The following is a 20,442-nucleotide window of genomic DNA, read 5'->3' as shown; positions in this document are numbered from 1 at the left end:
GGTGCTGAACCCCGGTTCCGGCATAAGCTAAAGCATGGGCTACAGGCAAGTATGACAAAAAATCGAAGGCCGGGGCATTTGCTCCGGCCTTTCGGCGTTCAATAGCACGCCACCCGCCCATCTTTGCCTTCGTGAAATTCCTGAACCTCGCCCTGCTACTCGGGCTGCTGGCCGCTGCCAGTCCCGCCGCCGCCCAACTGCTCCAACCCAAGTCCGAAGCCTTCACCCGCGCCGATTCCCTGCGCGGCGGCAACGGCCCGCTCCGCACCTGCTACGACATCAACTACTACCACCTCGACGTGAAGCTGGACCCGGCCCGGCGGTTCATCAACGGCTCCAACCTCTTCCGCTTCACGGCCACGCAGGATTTCGACCGGCTGCAGTTCGACCTGTTCGATAACCTGCAAGTGGATAAGGTGCAGTACCAGGGCCGCGACGTGCCCTTCGTCCGCGAGGCCAATGCGGTGTTCATCACCTTCCCCAAAACCATTGCCAAAGGCCGCCGCGATGAGTTCACGGTGTATTACTCCGGCAACCCCACCGTAGCCAAAAAAGCGCCCTGGGATGGCGGCATGGTCTTTACCACCGATGCGGCGGGCAAGCCCTGGGTGGCTACCGCCTGCCAGGGCACGGGCGCCAGCATCTGGTGGCCCACCAAGGACCAGCAGGCCGATGAGGTGGACAGCATGCTCATCAGCATCAGCGTGCCGCAGGGTCTGAAGGATGTTTCGAACGGCCGCCTGCGCAAAGCGACCAAGCTCAAAGACGGCTACACCCGCTTCGACTGGGCCGTAACCAACCCCATCAATAACTACGACGTGGCCCTGAACGTGGGCGACTACCAGCACTTCTCCGACCAGTACCAGGGCGAAAAAGGGCCTTTAACCCTTGACTATTGGGTGCTGCCCGAAAACCTTGTCAAGGCCAGAACCCAGTTTGCCGCCAACGTGAAGCCGATGCTGAAATCGATGGAACACTGGTTCGGCCCGTACCCGTGGTACCGCGACGGCTACAAGCTGGTGGACGCCCCGCACCTCGGCATGGAGCACCAGAGCGCCGTGGCCTACGGCAACAAATACCAGAACGGCTACCTCGGCAAAGACCGCAGCAACACCGGCTGGGGCCTGAAGTGGGACTTCATCATCATCCACGAAAGCGGCCACGAGTGGTTCGGCAACAACATTACGAGTAAGGATATCGCCGATATGTGGGTGCACGAAAGCTTCACCACCTACTCCGAAGCCCTGTTCGTGGAAAGCCAGTTTGGCAAGCAGGCCGGCCAGGAATACATCCACGGCCAGCGCCGCAACATCTCGAACGACGGCCCCATCATCGGCCCCTACGGCGTGAACAAGGAGGGCTCCGCCGATATGTACGACAAGGGCAGCGCGATGCTGAACATGCTGCGCACCGTGGTGAACAACGACGAAAAGTGGCGGCAAATCCTGCGCGGCCTCTCCAGCACCTTCTACCACCAAACCGTGACGGGCCAGCAAATCATCGACTACCTCAACCGCGAAAGCGGCCGTGACTTCACCCGCGTATTCGACCAGTACCTGCGCCACCGCAATATTCCTACCCTCGAAATCCGCTTCGAAGACGGCAAAACCCTGGCCCGCTGGATTGCCGACGTCGATAAGTTCGACCTGCCCGTGCGGGTGCGGCTCAAGGGCGGCGACTACCGGTTCGTTCAGCCCACCACCAAGTTTGCGGAGGTGAAGGAGCTGGCCGGCGCCACCCGGGAAAACCTGGAAATTGACACGTTGAACTATTACATCGGCGTGCTGGTGGAGTAGGCACTGTCATGCTGACGAAGGAAGCATCCTCTCGCCGCTGAACGAATCGTGGCGGCGTGTGATAACAACCCTTTTCCCCGGCAGTTGATGTTGTTGGTACTACGGTACATCCGTTTGGTTTGTGCCCTACCTTTGTTTCGATAAGCATAACCGCCAAATCCACCTGCGCTATGGAAACCCATGCCCCCGTCGACTACCGCGAAATCATCACCATTGAGCCCGGTAAGCGCAGCGGCAAGCCCTGCATTCGCGGCCTGCGCATCACGGTGTATGATGTGCTGGGCTGGCTGGCCGCCGGCATGAGCGAAGCCGAAATTCTGGATGATTTCCCTGACCTGACTACGCGCGATATCCGGGCCGTGCTGGCCTTTGCGGCCGACCGTGACAGCTACATTAAAGTAGTGCAGCTGGCCGCGTGAAGCTTTTGTTAGACGAAAATTTATCGCCCAAGCTGGTGCGGTACCTGGCGCCGGCATTTCCAGACTCCCTGCATGTGCGCGACGTGCAATTAGATGCGCGCCAGGATAGCACCATCTGGCAGTGGGCACGCGCCAACGACTTCACGATTCTAACCCAGGACGACGATTCCTTTCTTCTGGCCCAGCTGCGGGGCCAGCCGCTAAAGATTGTTTACCTGCGTTTCGGCAATCGGGGCGTGCGCGTTATGGCCGAGCAGTTGCAGCGACAGCACCGGCTAATCGCTGAATTTATTTCCGAAAGCGAGGCTCCCTGCCTGGAATTGTATTGGGGGCCATTCATAAGTTAAAAACCACTTTCTCTCCCTCATGAATCAATACGACGTCACCGTCATCGGCTCCGGGCCGGGCGGCTATGTAGCGGCCATCCGCTGCGCCCAGCTGGGCCTCAAAACGGCCCTTATCGAGAAATACCCCACCCTGGGTGGCACCTGCCTCAACGTGGGCTGCATCCCCAGCAAGGCCCTGCTCGATTCCTCCGAGCACTACCACAATGCCCATTCGGTGTTTGCCGAGCACGGCATCGGCCTCGACAACCTGACGGTGGACATGAACCGCATGATTGACCGCAAGGCCGGCGTGGTGAAGGCCAACGTGGATGGTATCGCCTACCTGATGAAGAAGAACAAAATCGACGTCCTCACCGGCGTAGGCTCTTTTGTTGACAAGACCCACATCAGCATCGCGCCTACCGAGGGCGGCGAGGCGCAGACGATTGAAACCAAAAACGTCATCATCGCCACCGGCTCCAAGCCCACGGTGCTGCCGTTTATCGCCCAGGACAAGGAGCGCATCATCACCAGCACCGAGGCCCTGAACATTCGGGAAGTGCCCCGGCACATGATTGTGATTGGCGGCGGCGTGATTGGCCTCGAAATGGCCTCCGTGTACGCCCGCCTGGGCGCTAAAGTATCGGTGGTGGAATTCCTCGATTCGCTCATCCCGACCATGGACCGCGGCCTGGGCAAGGAGTTGAAGCGCGTGCTGGGCAAAATCGGCATCGAGTTTTTCCTGAGCCATAAAGTGACCGGCGCCACCCGCGAGGGCGACTCCGTGACCGTGACTGCCACCAACCCGAAAGGGGAGGAGGTGACTTTTGAAGGCGACTACTGCCTCGTGGCCGTGGGCCGCGCGCCCTATACCGCCGGCCTCAACCTCGAAGCCGCCGGCATTGAAATGGAAGAGCGCGGCCGCATCAAGGTCGATGCCCACCTGCAAACCAACGTGCCCGGCATCTACGCCATCGGCGACGTGGTGCGCGGCGCCATGCTGGCCCACAAGGCCGAGGAAGAAGGCGTGTTCGTGGCCGAAACCATCGTGGGCCAGAAGCCGCACATTAACTACCTGCTCATCCCCGGCGTGGTGTACACCTGGCCCGAAGTGGCCGGCGTGGGCTACACCGAGGAGCAGCTGAAGGAGCAGGGCAAGGCCTACAAAGTGGGCTCGTTCCCCTTCAAAGCCAGCGGCCGCGCCCGCGCCAGCGGCGACACTGACGGCTTCGTAAAAGTGCTGGCCGACAAAACCACCGACGAAATCCTGGGCGTGCACATGATTGGGCCACGCATCGCCGACCTCATCGCCGAAGCCGTAACCGCCATGGAGTTCCGCGCCTCCGCCGAGGACGTGGCCCGCATGAGCCACTCGCACCCCACCTACGCCGAGGCCATGAAAGAAGCCTGTCTGGCGGCTACGGAGAACCGGGCCATTCACATGTAATTGCGCGCCCTGCGGCAGAAACTGAAAGAGGCTGAAGCTTTGGGAGCTTCAGCCTCTTTTTTTGTGCTACTTGCACCAATTTCCACTAAGCTACTTTTCGATGCGTCTATTTCCCCGCGTTGGCTATCTGCTGGTTCTGGGGCTGCTGTTGCGGCCGGGGGCATTGCGGGCACAGCTCACGCCCGCGCAGTACCAGCAAGATTTCGATTACTTCTGGAATACCGTCAACGATAACTACGCCTACTTCGACAAGAAGCAGACCGATTGGGCGCTAGTGCGGCAGGTGTACGGGGCGCAACTGCCCGGCATCGGTAGCCGGGCGCAGTTTGTGCGGCTGCTGGAAAACGCCCTCAATGAACTGTACGACAACCACGCCGGCCTCTCGACCAACCTGCCCGATTCGCGCCGCCTAGTGCCCACCGGTACCGATGTCTGGGCGCGGTTCGAACAGGGCAAGCCGTTGGTGGTGGCCGTGCGGGCGGGCTTCGGGGCCGAGCGGGTGGGCCTGCGCCCCGGCATGGAGGTGCTGGCCATCAACGATGTGCCCGTGGCGCAGGCGTTACTGCCCCTGCTGGGCCGCTGCCTGAAAACCATCGACCCTGCCGCCCGCGACCTGGCCCTGAACCTGGCACTAGCCGGCGACCACCGCACGCCGCGCAAGCTCACGGTGCGCGCCCAGAGCCGACGCCAGGAGCTATTTCCCGACCAGCCCACCGCCCAACTGGAGCACATCCAGTACGCCCGCCCGCTGGAAAGCCGCCAGCTCGGCACCATCGGCTACATCAAAATCAACAACAGCCTTGGCGATAACCGCCTGATGGCCGCCTTCGATAGCACCCTGGAGGCGCTGGCCGGCACCACCGGCCTCATCCTCGACCTACGTGAAACGCCCAGCGGCGGCAACACCACCGTGGCCCGCGCCATCATGGGCCGCTTCATTACGGCCGAGCAGCCCTACCAACGCCACGAGTTTCCGGCCGAAGAACGGGCCTTTGGCATCCGGCGCAGCACCTTGGAGCTTGTTTCGCCCCGGCCCCGGCCCTACACCCGGCCGCTGGTGGTGCTGGTGGGCCGCTGGACGAGCAGCATGGGCGAGGGCATCACCATCGCTTTCGACGCCATGCAGCGGGCCACCATCGTGGGCACCGAGATGGCCCGCCTCAATGGGGCGGTCAGCTCGTTCCGACTGCCCAATTCTACTTTCGGCTTCAACATTCCCACCGAGCGCCTCTACCGTATTGATGGCCTGCCCCGTGAAAACTTCGTGCCCGCCGAACACATCATGTCCGATGTTAAGGGCACCACTGATACCGCGCTGGAAAAAGCCCTGCACCATTTGCAAAGTACTGGTAAGCCCTAATTGCGACTCAGAGAACCGGGCCATTCACATGTAATTGCGCGCCCTGCGGTAGAAACGAAAAGAGGCTGAAGCTATGGGAGCTTCAGCCTTTTTTTATTTATTACCCTTGCGGGGCACAGCATGGGCATCCTCGCTGGCTAGTGGTCGTAGCTCACGACGCGGGTGATTTTCCAACTGCCTGCCTGCTGCTGCCAGACCATCACAAACTTGGAATTACCGCAGTCGTTGCGGCCGTTTTCGACGTGGCAGAAGCGTTGGGTGGCGATGTGCATGGCCCCGTAGTCTTTCACGGGGTACACTTCCAGGGTGCCCGGTACCAGCGTGCGGGTGATGTCGGGGCTTTGGGCGAACAGGCGGGCGAAGCCTTCCTGGGTTTGGGCGAAGTTGCTCAGGCCGCCTTTGTCGTGGTAAAACTCCACGTTATCGGCGAAGTAGGCCATGAGCTTGCTCACGTCGTGGGCATTGAAGGCGGCGAACATTTCCGTGTCCAGCCGGGCCACCGTTTGGTATAGCTCGTCCCGGGTCGCGGGCTTGGGGGCCGGGGCGGCAGTGGGCGGTGGGGGACTGCCTGGTCCGGCCTTGGGTGGCGGGGTTTGGCCATAGGCACCGATGCCGGAAAGGGCACAAAGTAACGTGAGGCCTACGAGTATTTTACGCATAATAAGACAGCTGATTGCCGCGCTAAATATAGACGGTAATGCGTATGGTAAGGCCGCCAGCATGCGATGCCCTCTTTGAAGGGAGCGGTGGTCTAAAGCGGGGTGGTGCGACGATTTTGGGGGCGTCGTACCACTAACTCCCGGGTTACCACCGCCGCCATGAGCAGCTGGTAGTGGTGGTACGACGAAGCCCGTTGGACAATTCGTCGCAACACCCGGCTTTGGGCCACTGCCTTGCAGAGTAGCTTCCGCTCAAATAATATTCCCAGTGCCTCGCTCCGAAACCGAAGCCGTGGCAGAAACCCGCTGCTTCGGGTGGATTGACTTGCACCCGCAGCAAGCTTGCCGCTTGCCAGATGCAGCTGCGCATCATGCCCTTACAAACGCAGAAGCGTCTGAAGCTGCCGGAGCTTCAGACGCTTTTGCGTTGCCTGACTACTGCTTAGTAGGCAAGTTCTGCTTTGGGGTTTGGGCCATATTCATTGCTGCCGTCGGTGCCTTCGGTGCAGTAGAGCACCAGCAGCCAGATAGCCCCTACTAATGGCACAAAGAGGATAAGCGTGAACCAGCCGCTTTTTCCCACGTCGTGAAGTCTTCTAACGCCTACTGCCAAGCTGGGAATGAGCACCGCGAGCGAGTATAAGCCAGAAATTGCGCCAGAGCCGGAGCCAAACAACGAGTAGTCGGCTATTCCTGCGGCCATGGAAAACAGGATGTTAAACAACACAAACATCCAGTACTCTTTTCGGCGGGCACGGCCATTGAATACAGCGTAGTTTCTTAAAACATGTAAAAAGTATTCCATTGGGTAAAATGGGGTAGAATTTCCTAATCATAAGGCTTTTCGGTGACGCCCCGTTTTTTAGAGTGGGTTCTGGGCTCCACTTTAGGCAGCAAGGTATGGATACAAGTTGAATGCTTGGAGAAAGCGCTAACAGTAGTAATCGGCACGAATCGCGAAAACGCGGCAGGGTGCTGGGGCGAGTCCTCCGGGTATGCCCCCGCACCCCTCTACCGAAGCCCTGGCCGCTGCTTGAGCGGCTGATGATGCGCTGGTTGCCTGGCTGGCTCGCCGCGCGTCCCCATCTTTGCCCCATGCTTTCGGAACCCACCTACCTCACGGCGCGCATGGCGGCCCCCATGGTTGAAGCCCACTTTGCGCGGCACCGGGCGGCCAGCACCGAAAATGCCGCCCGGCTGGCCGCCCCGCCCGAAACGCAGTGGATAGAGGCCGTGATTGACGTGGCCTTTTGGGCCAGCCTGGGCCGGGAGGAGGGCTACTCGCCGCGCATCTCGTTGGCGCTGCTGCCGCAGGAGCAGGCCCGGCAGCCGCTGGTGTTTGGCCAGCGCCGCCGCCTCACGCCCGCCAACCTGCTCAAGCTGGCGCCCGCCGTGGAGCAGCCCGGCCTGCACCTGGGTGTGTGGCACGATGCCGACGGCCTCTACGTGTGGGGCACGGCCACGCGGGTGCCGCCGCTGTGCTTCGTGCTCGAAGTAGTAGAGCCCGGCCTGCTGGTGGTGAAGCACCGCCGCGCCGGCGGTTTCGGCAAGTTCGTGAACGTGGCCGTGCTGCGCGGCGACCACCTCCAGCTCGTCGACGAAGGGCATGGCTTCCTCGACGACTGCCCGGCCCTGCGCGCCTTCCTGCCCGGCCGCAGCCTGCCCGCGCCCGATACCGGCGAAGCCGACAATGTGCTGCTGGAACTGGCCGCCGCCATGCGGGCCCACGGCCGGGGCGGCCTGGTGCTGGTGGTGCCGCCCGGCTCCGGCCAGTGGCAAGCCTCCATCGTGCAGCCCCTGAGCTACTCCGTGGCCCCGGCCTACACCGGCATCCGGGCGGTGCAGCGGCCGGGGCAGTCGAAACGCAAGTGGCAGGCCGCCTTGCGGCGCAACATCGGCATCGTGGGCGGCTTCACGGCCGTGGATGGAGCCACCGTCATCACCCGCGAGTACACGCTGCTGGCCTTCGGGGCGAAGGTGGCGCGGGCCCATGCCAGCACCCCCGTCGAGGCCATGGTGCTCACCGAGCCGGTGGTGGGCAGCGAGCCCCGCCACCTGCACCCGGCCCAGAACGGCGGCACCCGCCACCTGGCCGCCGCCCAGTTCGTGCACGACCAGCACAACGCTATTGCCCTGGTGGCCTCGGTCGATGGATTTTTCACGGTTTTCGCGTGGTCGGCATCATTGCAGCAAGTGCACGCGCACAAGATTGACGTGCTGCTGCTGTAACGACGCGGGCCATTGCTGCAACAAAAAGGCAACCTTCCGGCGGCCGCTTGCGAATACCCTAAGGCTGTTGCGCCGCCGACTTCTCTGGCGCTGCGTATGCTGTTCATCATTATGGCTTTCCCTTTTCAATTCCTGCTGGAAACCGTTTTACCACAACTTCTCATGGGCAAAGACAAAAAGAAGCACTCGAAAAAGGATAAGGCCTCGGATGATATGCTGGAGGTCGCGGCCCAGTCGCTCAAGAAGTTCCGTAAGGTGACCCGCCAAATTTCCAAGCTCAGCACCGGCCAGAAGCTGGTAGGCGGTCTGGCCCTGGCTGCCGCCGGCCTGGCCTACCTGGCTGCCCGCGAAACCGACGATGCCGCTGCCGGCCCCGAGGCCCAGCCAGAAGCCGACGAAGCTGCCGCACCGGCCGCTCCCAAACGCCACCGCAAAGCGCCCAAGCATTTTTCCGAAGAATAGCCGGCGGCAAGTGCCCGCCCGGTATCACGTCACCTTCAATCAATCCGCACCATGAAAAAGACCAAAGACAAAGCCGCAAAGAATAAATCAGCCAAGAAGCAAAGCCTGCTCGGCGGGGCGGCCAAATCCCTCAAGAAGCTGCGCAAGAGCAAGCTCACCACCACCCAGAAGGTACTGGCCGGCGCTGCCCTCGCCGCCGTGGGCCTGAGCATGCTGGCGAAGCGCAACGGTAAAAATGGCGCTGAGGTAAGCTCCGATACCGCCGCCGCCGAGGACAATCTGGCCGCGATGGACGCCAACGCTTAAGCCGGGCTAGTCCCACGTGAAAGCCCCGCTTCCGAAGCTGCAATAGCTTCGGAAGCGGGGCTTTCACGTAACGTCAGTCGGTGGGCTGCTACTCGGCGGGAGCGGGGGCAGCAGCGGCCGGGGGCGGCGTGGCGCTGGCCTTCTTCACGCGCACGGCGTTGGGGCCTTTGGCACCCATTTCCACTTCAAAATTTACTTTGTCGCCTTCCGAGATGGGGCCGCCGGCTAGGCCGTTGGCGTGCACGAAAATGCTTTCCTGGGTCACCGAATCCTTGATGAAGCCGTAGCCCTTCGAGTCGTTGAAGAACGTAACCGAACCGGTGCGGATGGTGTCCTCCGGCTCGCGGTCTTCCTGCTTGGCAATGCTGATGCGGATGTCCTCGTCCTTGATGACACGCTTCTTGGTGGGGTCGGGCGGGGTGGCGGTAATGTTGCCGTTTTCGTCCACGTAGGCAAACATCTCCTCTAGCGGCGCACCGCTTTTGGCGTTGGCCTGACGTTCCGCTTTGCGCTCTTCCTTCTCAGTTTTCTTCTTCGCGCGCTTCTTCTCGTTGTCTTTCTTACCAAATGTCTCTTGAGACCTACCCATAGTTTTTTGCTGCTAAATCTGTTGTGTCCGGCCCTTCTAGTTGGAGTAGTAGAAGTGCGCAGACGGGTGTATTGTTACGAAGATACGCAATATACAAAGGCCGCAGTGAGATAGCACTATTGCGCCGCCGCCCACCGGGTTTTTCGCCAGGCTTCCTGCTGCGCGGGCGAGAGAAATGTCCAGGCTACGAGGCGGCTTTTTTTCTGGCCCTGGGCCATTTCGATGGTCCGGACGGTGGTAGCACCAGCCGTTTGCAGGGCACGGTACAGGCCGGGCAGGGTTTCTTTTTTAGAAACGAGCGACGTGAACCAATAGCTGGCGCGAGGCCGCCGGCCGCTTTCCTGCACCATGCGCCGGATGAAGCCGGCCTCGCCGCCCTCGCACCACAGTTCGTTGTTCTGACCGCCGAAGTTCAGGACCGGCCGGGGGCCGCGCCCGGTGCCCAGGCCAGCCGTTTTGCGCTGCGAGCCTGCCGCCGCCGCTGCCGCCGAAGCGTGAAACGGCGGGTTGCACATCGTGAGGTCGAATACTTCGCCGGCCTGGATGAGGCCGTCGAAAATGCGGGTGCGGGCCGGTTGCAGGCGGGCTTCGATGGACCCGGCCAGGCTGGGGTTGGCGGCCTCAATCTGCTGGGCGGCGCGCACGGCCACGCCGTCGATGTCGGAACCCACGAAGTGCCAGCCATATTCGCGGCGGCCGATGATGGGGTAAATGCAGTTGGCGCCCACGCCTACGTCCAGTACCGTTATTTCTTCGCCGGGCGGGAGCACGCCGCCGTTGCTTTCGGCCAGCAAGTCGGCCAGGTAGTGCACATAGTCGGCGCGGCCGGGAATGGGCGGGCACAGGTAGCCTTTGGGGATATCCCAGTGCTCGATGCCGTAGAAATGCTTCAGCAGGGCTCGGTTCAGGGCTTTTACGGCGGTGGGGTTGGCGAAATCAATCGACAGGCTGCCGTGGGGGTTAGGGCGCACGAAAGCCGCCAGCTCCGGGCTGACTTTGCTCAGCAGCGGGAAATCGTAGGGGGCGCGGTGCGGGTTGCGCGGGTGCAGCTGGTCTTTTTCGGCCAGGGGAGGGGTAGCGTCGGGTTTCATCATGGGTAATTAAGTCGTTTTGTAGAGGTACCAGCCGTCGCCCAGCGGCCGGAGCACGATGAGGCCATCGGGCTGCATGGCGGGCAGCAGGGCCGGCTCGGGCTGGTAGAGCAGGCCCACTGTGCTGTCGATTTTGCCGCCGATGACAAACGCCAGGCAGCTGCCGCAGCTGGTGGCGCGCCGCGTGACGTGGCCCAGGTATAGCTGCCGCAGCAGGGCGTGCACGGCGGGATCGGCGTTGGCGGCCTGCTCGTCGGTGGCTTCGTCGGCCGCAATGCCGGGGTGGAAAAACCGGCCCTTCTGCACCCGGCTCAGCATTTCCTGAAAAGCCGCCCGGTGCTGGTAGAAATGGGCGGCGATGTCGGCGTCGGCGCTGGTCCAGAGGCGCAGGTTGCCGATGGTGAAGGCGTGGCTGGCGTCGGGGTGCTTGCGGTTGTAGTCGGCCACTTCGGCCGGGGGCATGGCGGCCAGCAGCGCCACCATGGGCGGCCCCAGGTGCGTCATGGCCAGGTTGCGGATGGCGCTCAGCTTCCAGCCGTCGGCTTCGCGGTGGAAGTGCAGGTAGAAGTCGCGGCGGCTCAGCGAGTCGCGCAGCTCCACGGCCACTACGGCGGTGGCCGAGTCCTGGCGCACCAGCTGGCAGGCACGCTGCACGCGGGGCGGAATCTGCTGGCCCAGGGTCTGGCGTTTGGCCTGGCTGGCCACTTCACAGCAGAGGTAGCTTTTCATGGTGGCCCACCCGGCGGGCGCCACAAACTGCTCGGCGATGACGAGTGGCGGGAGCAGGGGCGCGGGCGCGGCCCACACGGCCACGCCGGGCAGCCAAAGGCAAAGCAGCAGGCAAAAGGGCTTCATGCGAAGGCTAACGGCAAACCGGATAGTGATAATTCCGCCGGCCTAGCGGGGGCGGGGCGGGCCTTTGCGGCCGGCCCCGGATTTGCCCTTGCCGCTGGCGGCCGGGCGGGTGCCCAGGGTGCCGGTTTTGGGCCGGGCGGGGCCGCCTGCGCCACCACTTTTGGGGCGCGAACCGCCGCCGCCGCCGGGGCCGGCTTTGGGTGGGCGCTTGGTGCCACCCAGGCCGGGCTTGGTGCCGGATGCGCCGGGCTTTTCGGGGCGCGGGCCCCACCAGCCGGTGCCCGAGGGGTTGTACATGGTGGGCGGGCCGGGCTTGCGGGGGCGCGGGGTGGGCCGGCCGTCACTCGTGAGCGTGTCCTGCGGCGCCGACGCGGCTTTGGCCTTCTTGGGGCTGCGGCCACCGGAGGCTTCCTCGGTACCGCTTGACTTGGACACCATTTTCATGATGCCGGCCACTTCTTCAGGGGTCAGCTCGCGCCAGTCGCCCACGGGCAGGCCTTTGAGGCTGATGTTCATGATACGGACGCGCTCCAGCTTCATCACCTCGTAGCCGAAATGCTCCACCATGCGCCGAATCTGACGGTTGAGCCCCTGCATCAGCGTGATGCGGAAGATGTAGGGCGTTTCCTTCACGATGACGCAACGCTTGGTGACCACGCCCAGCATGGGGATGCCGTGGGCCATCTCGTCGAGCATCCGGTCGGTGAGAATGCGGTCGACGGTCACCACGTATTCCTTTTCGTGCTGGTTGCCGGCGCGCAGAATCTTGTTCACGATGTCGCCGTCGCTGGTCAGGAAAATCAGGCCCGACGAATCTTTGTCGAGCCGGCCGATAGGGAACACGCGGGCGGCGTGGTTCACGTAGTCCACGATGTTGCCGCGCACCCCCGGCTCCGAGGTGCTCGTCACGCCCACCGGCTTGTTGAAGGCCAGGTACACGGCGTCTTCGGCCTGCTTGGGCTCCAGCTTGTGGCCGTTCACGCTTACCCGGTCGCGCGGGCCTACCTGGTCGCCAATCTGGGCGGGCTTGCCGTTGAGCAGTACCGCGCCTTGCGCGATGTAGCGGTCGGCCTCGCGGCGCGAGCACATTCCGCTTTCGCTGATGAATTTATTGAGGCGGGTGAGCGAGGCAGGAGGCATGGGCAAAAAATCAAAAAGAATAAACGCGGCGCACGAGCGCCCCGACAAAGGTACGCCGTGCAGAAACGGGCCGCGCCGTAACCCCGGCCAGGGCCGGCCGTTAACGAAACCATCCATTTCCTTTCAATATCCTATACATGTCTGACAAGCCCACTATTTTCCCGCCCCAAAGCCAGGACGCGGGGGCCGGCAAACCCGGCCTCGAATACAAGATGACCCCCGAGCCCGAATACATTCGCGAAGGCTACAAGGGGAGCGAAAAGCTGAAGGGCAAGGTGGCCCTCATCACGGGCGGCGACTCGGGCATTGGCCGGGCCGTGGCCGTACATTTCGCGGTAGAAGGGGCCGATGTGGCCATTTGCTACTTCCCCACCGAGCAGCAGGACGCCGAAAAGGTGCGGGATATCGTGCAGGCCCACGGCCGCCGCTGCCTGCTGCTGCCCGGCGACCTGAAGCACCCCGCCTTCTGTCAGGAAATCGTGGACCGCACCGTGGCCGAGCTCGGCGGGCTCAATATTCTGGTGAACAACGCAGCCGAGCAGAATTGGCACGACTCGCTCGAAGAAATCAAGGATGAGGAGTTGGACAGCATCTTCAACCTGAACATTATTGCCATGTTCCGCATCTCGCGGGCCGCGGTGAAGCACCTTAAGGAGGGCGATACCATCATCAATACCGCCTCGGTGAACGGCTTCAAGGGCAACGAGATGCTTCTGGACTACACCTCCACCAAGGGGGCCATCACGGCTTTCACGCGGGCGCTGTCGCTGCAGCTCATCAAGAAGGGTATTCGGGTGAACTCGGTAGCGCCGGGCCCTATCTGGACGCCGTTTATTACGGGCATTGGCCTGCTGAAGCTGCCGCTGTTCGGGCACGACGTGCCCATGGGCCGCGCCGGCCAGCCTTCGGAAGTGGCTCCGTCCTACGTATTCCTGGCTTCGGAAGACGCTTCGTACTTCTCGGGCCAGACGCTGCACCCCAACGGCGGCTCGGTGGTGAACGCCTAGCTGGTTGAAAGCTAAAAGTTGAGCGTTAAAAGTTAAAAAAAATCGATTTTAGGGGTTTCAACTTTTAACGCTCAACTTTTAACTCTTGCGGAACGGCCGCACAACCCGTGGGCAAGCGGCACCGTATCAGCCCCTAAAAATGGTTCTATGGCCGTTTTTAATTCTTTAATCTTTGCATTCCATGAACTTCAAATTGCTCGGCCTGATGGCCGCCGCCGCGCTGGCTACCGCTTCCTGCACGCAGGACAAGACCGTTGAAACCACGACCACGCCGGATGCTACGGTAACGACCACGACTACCGTCGACACGATGGCCGCCTACGACGACGCCCGCCGCATGGCCGCCCGCGTGGCCGAAGACCTCAAGCTGACCGACACTGTGGTGGTCACGCGCATCGAGAAAACCTACTACACCCGGGGCCGCAAGCTGAACGCCCTGCAAACCCAGTACGCGACGGATACCACCGGCCGCTACGCCGCCATCCGTCAGGTGAACGACGAGGCGGATAACACCATTCGCACCGACCTGAACAGCCCGGACTACTACAACACCTACTCCTCGAACCGCGCCAACTATGGCGATGGCCCCTACTCGCTGACTCCCGGCACGGTAACCACCACCACCACGACTGCCCGCCGCACCGGCAGCAGCGTGGGCCAGGGCTCGGGCGTGAAGAAGCTGGAAAACCAGAACGACGGCGACCACAAAGTGAAGTACGAAAACGGCGCTAAAATCAAGCGCAGTGACGACGGCTCGGTGAAAATCAAGCGCGCCGACGGCACGAAGATTAAAATCGACGAAAACGGCAACCGCACCGTGAAAAAAGGCTTGTTCAAGTAAGCCCCGGTTGTCATTCCGACGCAGGAGGAATCTGGTAAATCCGTCTAACTGTGTTAATCAGATTCCTCCTGCGTCGGAATGACAGCCCCACAAAAAAATCCCGCTCCAAATCAGGAGCGGGATTTTTTTGTGGGCTATTCAATGATTGATAATCTGCCGGACGTGGTGCTCCAGGTGCAGCACATAGTCGGCGATGAGCCAGTGCAGGGTGACGGGGTTGGCGTTGAGCGAGAGGCACTCGTGGTCGAGCTGGGCCTCGGGCAGGCGGGCCAGCAGGTGCAGAATCTGGTGGTTGAGGCTGGTCCAGAGCGCGAGCAGCTCGGTGGCCGGGCGGTGCTGGTAGGCCCCGAGGCGCACCCAGGCTTCCTGGTCGTAGGGTTCGAGGCGGAGCGGGGGTGGGGCGAGCTGCGCCGTTACAAAGCGCTGGTAGTTATGCGTGGCCGAGTCGATGAGGTGGCCCAGGATTTCTTTGCGGCTCCAGCGGCCGGGGCCGGGCAGCTCCACCAGCTCAGCCTCGGCAAAGGTGAGCCAGTGGCGGCCCAGCAGGGCTAGCTGCCGGGTAAGCTCGGCCTGGCAGCTGGCCAGGTCCGGGTTGGGGAAATCGAAGAGAAAATCAGGCATAGTATAGCATATTGAGATATCGCAAGCCAGCGCCGGCTCAATAATCAACGATAAAAGCCGTCGGTTGGGATTTCGTGGCTTACAGGCGCAGCGACCAGCTGGCCCCCGTGAACGGCCCGTAGGCGTAGGGCGAAAACAGGCCCCGGCGATACCACGGCTTGGGGTGTGGCAGCATGCGGAAGCCCGTGCCGTGCACAGTTGGGTCGATGGCCTCGGGCTGCTCGACGCGGGTGCGGCCGTTGCGCACCGCAATCTTGGCGAAAGCGTAGCCCAGCGCGATGCCCACCGGATAGTCGGAGGCCCAGTGCACGCCGTTGTTGAGCATGGAGTAGCCCAGCAGGCCCATCAGGCCGTAGCCCACGGGCCGGATGAAGTGGTATTCGGGGTAGTTTTCGGCGATGACCGTGACCGTGGCCATGGCCGTGGCCAAGTGGCCGGTGGGGAAGGCGTCGTAGTTCGGGACGAAGTTCTGGTAGGTGTTGTAAGACGGGAACAGGTGCCACTCGCCCCGGTCCTTGGTGGCCACATAGGGGCTTTGGCGGCCGGTGAGGCGCTTCATGGCCTGCACCACCAGGCCGGTGCTGAAAATGGCCTCGCCCAGCTGGCTGGAGGTGCGCAGGGCCCGGTTGTCCTTCTTAATGCCGCCGTAAATCCAGAAGCTGCTGGCCACGGTGAGGTGCGTCCAGCCATCGCCGAGGAAGTAGAACGTGCTGTTGAGGTTATCGGGCACGTTGAACTCGAAGGGCAGGTTGGCCGAGCCGATGCGGAACGGGATGTAAATCAGGGTTTTTTGGGTGCTGGCGGCTTTCAGGCCAATGCTTTTGCCCACATCCTGGCTCCAGTCGACGAGGTACTGGTCGGCCACCCACAGCGCCACCGAGCCGGCCGCCAGCTCAATCAGCGTTTCCTTGTTTTCCTTGCGGAACGCGAAGCCGGGAAACTGCCCCAAATCGCGCGGAATGTGGTAGGCCCACTCGAAGGGTTTGGGCTTGTCGTAGTGCCAGGTCACGCCCGGGGCCACGGTGTAGTCGGTGATGCGGCCCTTGGCGTCGCGCGGGTGGATGTGCGGCAGCGAGTCCATCGGCAGGGGCGTCAGGCGGGTCGGCTTCGGCTTCTGAGCTTCGGCGGCCAGCGTATCGGCGGACAGGGCAGTGGCAATGGCCGAATCCGCAGCCGGGGCCGGCAGCTCCCGGGCCTGCGCAGGGCCGGCCGAATGGGCCAGCAGGGGAACGAGCAGCGCAAAAAACAGCCGCGAAGTGCGGCGGGGATAAAGAGAAATCACGAAAAAAGGTACCAGTAATATCAGCGGGCCGGGCCGGTTCTAGCGCCGGCGAGGCGGGTGGTATAGAATGAAAAAACGCGGACCGGAGCCCAAATAGCAAGCTGCAAAGGTAACACCTACTTAACGTTGGATGTGCCGGCAGACCAAAACCGACTGCACAGACGCATGGCTACCCAAAATGTTGTGCAAGCCGCGTATCTTTCTGCGGGACTGGCCGCGGAGGCTGGCGCAATTAATGGCGATTATCATGCAACCTGCTGTTTTAGTGAATGATGCTGCCGCAGTGCGCGGCGCTGCCGCAAAGCCGGCCAACGAGTTTCAGGCGCAGTTTGATGCCCTGCGCCTGCGCACGCCCGCCCTGCGCGCCGAGGACGTGGCGGCCCGCCGCGCCCGTCTGCAAAAGCTCAGTAGCTGGCTGCACGCGCACCGCACCGACATTCAGCAGGCGCTTCTTACCGATTTTCGCAAGCCCACGGCCGAAACCGACTTAACGGAAATCTGGACCTCGCTGGTCGAGCTCAAGCACACCAGCAGCCACCTCAAAAAGTGGATGGCCCGGCGCAAAGTAGGCGTGAGCATGGCCCTGCTGGGCACCCGCTCCTGGGTGCAGGTGGAGCCCAAGGGCGTGGTGCTGATTATCGCACCCTGGAACTACCCGTTTTACCTGGCCGTGGGGCCGCTGATATCGGCCATCGCGGCCGGCAACGCCGTGGTCATCAAGCCCGCCGAGCAAACGCCCGCCACTTCCGCGCTGCTGCGCCAGCTGTGTGAAGACCTGTTCCGGCCCGACGAAGTGCTGCTGCTGGAAGGCGGCAAGGAAACCGCCACCGAACTGCTAAAGCTGCCCTGGGACCATATTTTCTTCACCGGCAGCCCGGCGGTGGGCAAGATTGTGATGCGCGCCGCCGCCGAGCACCTTTCGGGCCTCACGCTGGAGCTGGGCGGCAAAAACCCCGCCGTGGTGGACGAAACGGCCGACCTACGCGACGCGGCCGAGAAAATCGTGTGGGGCAAGTTCCTCAACAACGGCCAGACCTGCGTGGCTCCCGACTACCTGCTGGTGCAGGAAAGCGTGCAGCCCGCACTGCTGACCGAACTCACGGCTGCCATTCAACGGGCCTACAACCCGGCCGGGGCCGGCATCGAGCAGTCCGATTCGCTGGCCCGCATCGTGAACGCGCAGCATTTCGCCCGCCTCGCCGGCCTGCTCGAAGATGCCCAGACCAAGGGTGCTACCGTGGCCGCCGGCGGCACCCTGAACCAGGACCAGAACTACATCGAACCCACTATTCTGACCAACGTGCCGGCCACGGCCCACGTGCTGGAAGAAGAGATTTTCGGCCCGCTGCTGCCCGTGCTTACCTTCAAAACCCTGAGCGAAACCACAGAGTACATCAATGCCCGCCTAAAGCCGCTGGCGCAGTACGTGTTTACTACCAGCGCCGAAAACCGCCGCTACCTGCTCGACAACGTCTCGGCCGGCGGCGCGGGCGTGAACGAGACGGTGCTGCATTTCGCCCACCCCGAGCTGCCCACCGGCGGCGTGGGCAACTCCGGCCTCGGCAAGGCGCACGGCCACGCCGGCTTCCTGGCCTTTAGCAATGAGAAGGGGGTGATGCGGCAGCGCGTGGGCTTCACCGGCATTAAGGCCATGTACCCGCCTTATACGGGCCGCGTGAAGAAGCTGGTGGCGCTGCTGGTGAAATACTTGTAGAAGTATTTGCTCTTTCGGAGTTGCACTCCGAAAGCCTGCTCTGCCGGGGGCTTGTAGCCCCCAACGTTGGGTAACTGCTGCCGTGCGGGGGCGGAGTGCAACTCCGCGGCCGGGGGCTTTCGGAGTACAACTCCACAAGAACTGGGGGCAACCGTGCCGGAACGCAAGAGTTGCTTTCTACTTCTGGCGCTGCTGCATTTCGGCGGCCATTTTGCGCTGGTTGGCAATGAACTGCTTGAACTTGGCGGGGCCCAGGGTCTGCTGCAGCTCGCGCTGGGAAGTGGCATTGATTCGCTTCTGCTCGGCTAGCAATTGCGGGGATTTGGGTGGGAATTTTTCCTTGGCGGCGTTGGCCTGCGTCACCGTGTTGCTGAGGATGCTGCGGACCCGGCCGGTTTGCTCGGGGGTGAGCTGGAGGTCGGTGGCCATCACGTCGGCGAGGTCGCGGGCGGCGGTGGGGGGCGTGGGCGATTCGGCGGTCCGCACGGTTTCAACCACGGGGGCGGGCTTTTCGCGGCGATGGAAGATGGAGCAGCTGGCGGCGGTCAAACTCAACGACAGCACCACGGCAAAACGAACTGGACGCATAAGAAGCGGGAATAGCAATATTCCAACCAGTACGGAAGAAAGGGCCGTAAGGTCCATTCAGCCGCAAAAAACTCAGCGCTGGAACACCGTCAGAATCGTCATGCCATTAACCTTGATGTCGTGCACGGGCGTGCCAAACTGCGGCTCATACGGCCAGGGGTGCCACCGGTAGATGCCCAGAAAGTACCGGGCCTGCGCGTGGGGCACGAAGCGCAACCGGGCGCGCTGGGCAGCCGGAAGGAGCAGCAAATTGTTATACATCGTGATTTTCTGGGGCAGTGTGTCGCTGACGGCTACGGTAGCACCTGGGTCGTGGGCCAGCACCCAAGCCAGCCCGTCGCGGCCCGATACGCCCCAGTAGTCGCGCTCGAACAGGCTGCCGGCCACCGGCCCGGGCGGAAAGCTGAAGTAGCCGTACTGGTACGGATGGTCGTGCACCTGCCGGAAAACCGTGTGCATGACTCCCACCGCCAACAGCCCGCCCGCTACCCAGCCCACGCGCCGACCCGCCGAGGCCGCCGGAGCTTCCTGCCAGGCGCGTACCCCTGCCCGCAGCCCGCGCACGGCCAGCAGTACAAAGGCCGGGTAGATGAAATAAACGTGCCGCCAGCCATCATATACCACTGATTGAATGACGACTATCACTACCAGCGGGCCCAGTAGCCAGGCCCCAAACAGCAGGTCCTGGCGGTTGGTGGTGTGCCGCAGCCATGCTGTAGGCCGGGCCAGCAGCCCGCGCAGCACCGCCCAGGCCCCGCCCACAGCCAGTGCCGTGTAGGCCACCGGCGTAGTCACCAGCAGCCACACCGACAAATAGTGCCACGGCAGCCGCTGGCAGGATATCAGCTCGCCCAGGTAAAACACCTTCATCGTCTGCCGGTAGCGCCTGAAGCTGCCGAAACACTCCCAGAACCGCGTCACCGGCGCTTCCCACAAAAACGGCCAGAACAGCACCACCAGCGGGGCCAGTGCCCCCAGGTACCAACCCAGGGCCCGCACAATTGCGGCCCGCCGCGCCGGCCGGGCCCACATTTCCAGCGCCCCGAAGGCTACGGTGAGGCCCGGCAGCAGGATGCCCATGGTGCGGACATCGGTGGCCAGGGCACAGACCAGCGCGTGCAACAGCGCGCCGCGCACCGTGGGCCGGTGCAGCAGTCGCGTGAGCGTGAGCACGGCCAGCGCAAACAAGCTCAGGAACACGATGTCCTTATAATTGATAAATGCCTCGGCGAAGATGCGCGGCGAGAGCACCAGCAGCCCCGCGCCCACCAGCCCCCAGCGCCAGCTGGCAAACCGCGCCCGCCCCAGTCGGTACACGGCCCACACCCCGGCCACGAATACGCCGAAGGTGAGCAGGTGCCGCATCCAGCCGGCCCCGCGCGGGTTGTGGCGGAAAAAGGCGATTTCGAGCCCCGCCAGCAGTATCTGGAACACCGGGCCGTGGTCGGCATCGCCGTGGGTGGCCAGCTCGTGTATGCCCGTGAAGTGGCCGGCGGCCAGCACCTGCGGGGCCACCAGCTGGGCCACGTAGCGTAGGCTCATGTAGCCCACCATGCGGTCGGCGCGCTCGTCCCAGCCCATGCCGTAGTCGCGGACCAACAGCGGCCCCAGCAACAGCAGAATCCCGAAAAACAGGCCGGTTGCAATCCGCCGGTTGGTATCGTCAAGCTTACCCATGAAGTGCCTAAAATCGGGCCCAAAGGTAAAGCC

General features: G+C 62.8%; 21 protein-coding genes. 11 read left to right on the top strand and 10 right to left on the bottom strand.

Features of this window, described 5'->3' with window-relative positions; translation table 11 throughout:
• The first annotated feature begins 131 nt into the window (after positions 1–131).
• The 5 genes from HBN54_RS05135 to HBN54_RS05115 all read left to right on the top strand — a co-directional run bounded on the left by HBN54_RS05135 (position 132) and on the right by HBN54_RS05115 (position 5,348).
• The gene (locus tag HBN54_RS05135; RefSeq protein WP_317170170.1) at positions 132–1,796 is read left to right on the top strand and encodes a M1 family metallopeptidase; all 1,665 of its coding nucleotides are present in this window, start codon (positions 132–134) and stop codon (positions 1,794–1,796) included.
• 170 nt (positions 1,797–1,966) lie between these two features.
• The gene (locus tag HBN54_RS05130; protein WP_168672081.1) at positions 1,967–2,215 is read left to right on the top strand and encodes a DUF433 domain-containing protein; all 249 of its coding nucleotides are present in this window, start codon (positions 1,967–1,969) and stop codon (positions 2,213–2,215) included.
• Positions 2,212–2,562, top strand: a complete 351-nt coding sequence (locus HBN54_RS05125) for a DUF5615 family PIN-like protein (protein WP_168672080.1) — start codon at positions 2,212–2,214, stop codon at positions 2,560–2,562. Before HBN54_RS05130 ends, HBN54_RS05125 begins: the two co-directional genes overlap by 4 nt.
• Before the next feature lie 19 nt (positions 2,563–2,581).
• On the top strand, positions 2,582–3,988 hold the full coding sequence (gene lpdA / locus HBN54_RS05120) for a dihydrolipoyl dehydrogenase (RefSeq protein ID WP_168672079.1): 1,407 nt from the start codon (positions 2,582–2,584) through the stop codon (positions 3,986–3,988).
• A gap of 100 nt (positions 3,989–4,088) precedes the next feature.
• Complete coding sequence (locus HBN54_RS05115; RefSeq protein ID WP_168672078.1) at positions 4,089–5,348, top strand: S41 family peptidase; 1,260 nt, start codon at positions 4,089–4,091, stop codon at positions 5,346–5,348.
• Positions 5,349–5,485: 137 nt separating this feature from the next.
• Here the strand turns inward: HBN54_RS05115 and HBN54_RS05110 are convergent, their stop codons facing one another.
• Positions 5,486–6,007: a nuclear transport factor 2 family protein gene (locus tag HBN54_RS05110; protein WP_168672077.1), complete on the bottom strand. Its 522-nt coding sequence runs from the start codon at positions 6,005–6,007 to the stop codon at positions 5,486–5,488.
• 442 nt (positions 6,008–6,449) lie between these two features.
• A complete protein-coding gene (locus HBN54_RS05105) occupies positions 6,450–6,812 on the bottom strand; it encodes a DUF805 domain-containing protein (RefSeq protein WP_168672076.1) in 363 nt (120 codons plus the stop codon).
• Positions 6,813–7,102: 290 nt separating this feature from the next.
• On the opposite strand from HBN54_RS05105, the gene HBN54_RS05100 reads away from it, so the two are divergent.
• The 3 genes from HBN54_RS05100 to HBN54_RS05090 all read left to right on the top strand — a co-directional run bounded on the left by HBN54_RS05100 (position 7,103) and on the right by HBN54_RS05090 (position 9,004).
• Positions 7,103–8,236 carry a putative sensor domain DACNV-containing protein gene (locus tag HBN54_RS05100; RefSeq protein ID WP_168672075.1) on the top strand — a complete coding sequence of 378 codons (1,134 nt, stop codon included), beginning with the start codon at positions 7,103–7,105 and terminating at the stop codon, positions 8,234–8,236.
• Between the two features lie 96 nt (positions 8,237–8,332).
• On the top strand, positions 8,333–8,698 hold the full coding sequence (locus HBN54_RS05095; RefSeq protein WP_168672074.1) for a hypothetical protein: 366 nt from the start codon (positions 8,333–8,335) through the stop codon (positions 8,696–8,698).
• Between the two features lie 51 nt (positions 8,699–8,749).
• A complete protein-coding gene (locus HBN54_RS05090; RefSeq protein WP_168672073.1) occupies positions 8,750–9,004 on the top strand; it encodes a hypothetical protein in 255 nt (84 codons plus the stop codon).
• 88 nt (positions 9,005–9,092) lie between these two features.
• Here the strand turns inward: HBN54_RS05090 and HBN54_RS05085 are convergent, their stop codons facing one another.
• The 4 genes from HBN54_RS05085 to rluF all read right to left on the bottom strand — a co-directional run bounded on the left by HBN54_RS05085 (position 9,093) and on the right by rluF (position 12,679).
• A complete protein-coding gene (locus HBN54_RS05085) occupies positions 9,093–9,593 on the bottom strand; it encodes a cold-shock protein (RefSeq protein WP_168672072.1) in 501 nt (166 codons plus the stop codon).
• Positions 9,594–9,709: 116 nt separating this feature from the next.
• A complete protein-coding gene (gene rlmF, locus HBN54_RS05080) occupies positions 9,710–10,687 on the bottom strand; it encodes a 23S rRNA (adenine(1618)-N(6))-methyltransferase RlmF (protein ID WP_168672071.1) in 978 nt (325 codons plus the stop codon).
• Between the two features lie 6 nt (positions 10,688–10,693).
• Positions 10,694–11,539 (bottom strand): hypothetical protein, encoded by an 846-nt coding sequence (locus HBN54_RS05075; protein WP_168672070.1) that lies wholly within the window; start codon positions 11,537–11,539, stop codon positions 10,694–10,696.
• 42 nt (positions 11,540–11,581) lie between these two features.
• Complete coding sequence (gene rluF / locus HBN54_RS05070; RefSeq protein WP_168672069.1) at positions 11,582–12,679, bottom strand: 23S rRNA pseudouridine(2604) synthase RluF; 1,098 nt, start codon at positions 12,677–12,679, stop codon at positions 11,582–11,584.
• Between the two features lie 137 nt (positions 12,680–12,816).
• Here rluF and HBN54_RS05065 point away from each other — a divergent pair, with 137 nt between their 5' ends.
• Entirely contained in the window at positions 12,817–13,686 is an 870-nt protein-coding gene (locus HBN54_RS05065; protein WP_210427948.1) for an SDR family oxidoreductase, read from the top strand.
• A gap of 181 nt (positions 13,687–13,867) precedes the next feature.
• Positions 13,868–14,527: a hypothetical protein gene (locus HBN54_RS05060; protein WP_168672068.1), complete on the top strand. Its 660-nt coding sequence runs from the start codon at positions 13,868–13,870 to the stop codon at positions 14,525–14,527.
• A gap of 138 nt (positions 14,528–14,665) precedes the next feature.
• Here HBN54_RS05060 and HBN54_RS05055 read toward each other — a convergent pair whose 3' ends face one another.
• Both HBN54_RS05055 and HBN54_RS23795 read right to left on the bottom strand, forming a co-directional pair.
• A complete protein-coding gene (locus tag HBN54_RS05055; RefSeq protein WP_168672067.1) occupies positions 14,666–15,148 on the bottom strand; it encodes a DinB family protein in 483 nt (160 codons plus the stop codon).
• A gap of 79 nt (positions 15,149–15,227) precedes the next feature.
• A complete protein-coding gene (locus tag HBN54_RS23795; RefSeq protein ID WP_168672066.1) occupies positions 15,228–16,430 on the bottom strand; it encodes a phosphatase PAP2 family protein in 1,203 nt (400 codons plus the stop codon).
• 247 nt (positions 16,431–16,677) lie between these two features.
• On the opposite strand from HBN54_RS23795, the gene HBN54_RS05045 reads away from it, so the two are divergent.
• On the top strand, positions 16,678–18,144 hold the full coding sequence (locus HBN54_RS05045; RefSeq protein ID WP_168672065.1) for an aldehyde dehydrogenase family protein: 1,467 nt from the start codon (positions 16,678–16,680) through the stop codon (positions 18,142–18,144).
• A gap of 177 nt (positions 18,145–18,321) precedes the next feature.
• On the opposite strand, the gene HBN54_RS05040 is transcribed toward HBN54_RS05045, so the two are convergent.
• Positions 18,322–18,732, bottom strand: a complete 411-nt coding sequence (locus HBN54_RS05040) for a hypothetical protein (RefSeq protein ID WP_168672064.1) — start codon at positions 18,730–18,732, stop codon at positions 18,322–18,324.
• A 72-nt stretch (positions 18,733–18,804) separates the two neighbouring features.
• A complete protein-coding gene (locus HBN54_RS05035; RefSeq protein WP_168672063.1) occupies positions 18,805–20,409 on the bottom strand; it encodes a glycosyltransferase family protein in 1,605 nt (534 codons plus the stop codon).
• Between the last annotated feature and the right edge of the window lie 33 nt (positions 20,410–20,442).

This window comes from Hymenobacter artigasi (assembly GCF_012275535.1).
GTDB classification, from domain to species: domain Bacteria; phylum Bacteroidota; class Bacteroidia; order Cytophagales; family Hymenobacteraceae; genus Hymenobacter; species Hymenobacter artigasi.
Note: the sequence above shows the minus strand (reverse complement) of the source record. Positions and strands in the feature narration are given on the sequence as shown.

Bases quoted from the DNA above. Each gene is read 5' to 3' on its own strand.
- HBN54_RS05110 (WP_168672077.1), bottom strand. From the start codon at position 6,007: ATGCGTAAAATACTCGTAGGCCTCACGTTACTTTGTGCCCTTTCCGGC.
- HBN54_RS05090 (WP_168672073.1), top strand. From the start codon at position 8,750: ATGAAAAAGACCAAAGACAAAGCCGCAAAGAATAAATCAGCCAAGAAG.
- HBN54_RS05055 (WP_168672067.1), bottom strand. From the start codon at position 15,148: ATGCCTGATTTTCTCTTCGATTTCCCCAACCCGGACCTGGCCAGCTGC.
- HBN54_RS05065 (WP_210427948.1), top strand. From the start codon at position 12,817: ATGTCTGACAAGCCCACTATTTTCCCGCCCCAAAGCCAGGACGCGGGG.
- HBN54_RS05130 (WP_168672081.1), top strand. From the start codon at position 1,967: ATGGAAACCCATGCCCCCGTCGACTACCGCGAAATCATCACCATTGAG.
- HBN54_RS05060 (WP_168672068.1), top strand. From the start codon at position 13,868: ATGAACTTCAAATTGCTCGGCCTGATGGCCGCCGCCGCGCTGGCTACC.
- lpdA (WP_168672079.1), top strand. From the start codon at position 2,582: ATGAATCAATACGACGTCACCGTCATCGGCTCCGGGCCGGGCGGCTAT.
- HBN54_RS05075 (WP_168672070.1), bottom strand. From the start codon at position 11,539: ATGAAGCCCTTTTGCCTGCTGCTTTGCCTTTGGCTGCCCGGCGTGGCC.
- rluF (WP_168672069.1), bottom strand. From the start codon at position 12,679: ATGCCTCCTGCCTCGCTCACCCGCCTCAATAAATTCATCAGCGAAAGC.
- rlmF (WP_168672071.1), bottom strand. From the start codon at position 10,687: ATGATGAAACCCGACGCTACCCCTCCCCTGGCCGAAAAAGACCAGCTG.
- HBN54_RS05115 (WP_168672078.1), top strand. From the start codon at position 4,089: ATGCGTCTATTTCCCCGCGTTGGCTATCTGCTGGTTCTGGGGCTGCTG.
- HBN54_RS05045 (WP_168672065.1), top strand. From the start codon at position 16,678: ATGCAACCTGCTGTTTTAGTGAATGATGCTGCCGCAGTGCGCGGCGCT.
- HBN54_RS05095 (WP_168672074.1), top strand. From the start codon at position 8,333: ATGCTGTTCATCATTATGGCTTTCCCTTTTCAATTCCTGCTGGAAACC.
- HBN54_RS05085 (WP_168672072.1), bottom strand. From the start codon at position 9,593: ATGGGTAGGTCTCAAGAGACATTTGGTAAGAAAGACAACGAGAAGAAG.
- HBN54_RS05035 (WP_168672063.1), bottom strand. From the start codon at position 20,409: ATGGGTAAGCTTGACGATACCAACCGGCGGATTGCAACCGGCCTGTTT.
- HBN54_RS05105 (WP_168672076.1), bottom strand. From the start codon at position 6,812: ATGGAATACTTTTTACATGTTTTAAGAAACTACGCTGTATTCAATGGC.
- HBN54_RS05100 (WP_168672075.1), top strand. From the start codon at position 7,103: ATGCTTTCGGAACCCACCTACCTCACGGCGCGCATGGCGGCCCCCATG.
- HBN54_RS05040 (WP_168672064.1), bottom strand. From the start codon at position 18,732: ATGCGTCCAGTTCGTTTTGCCGTGGTGCTGTCGTTGAGTTTGACCGCC.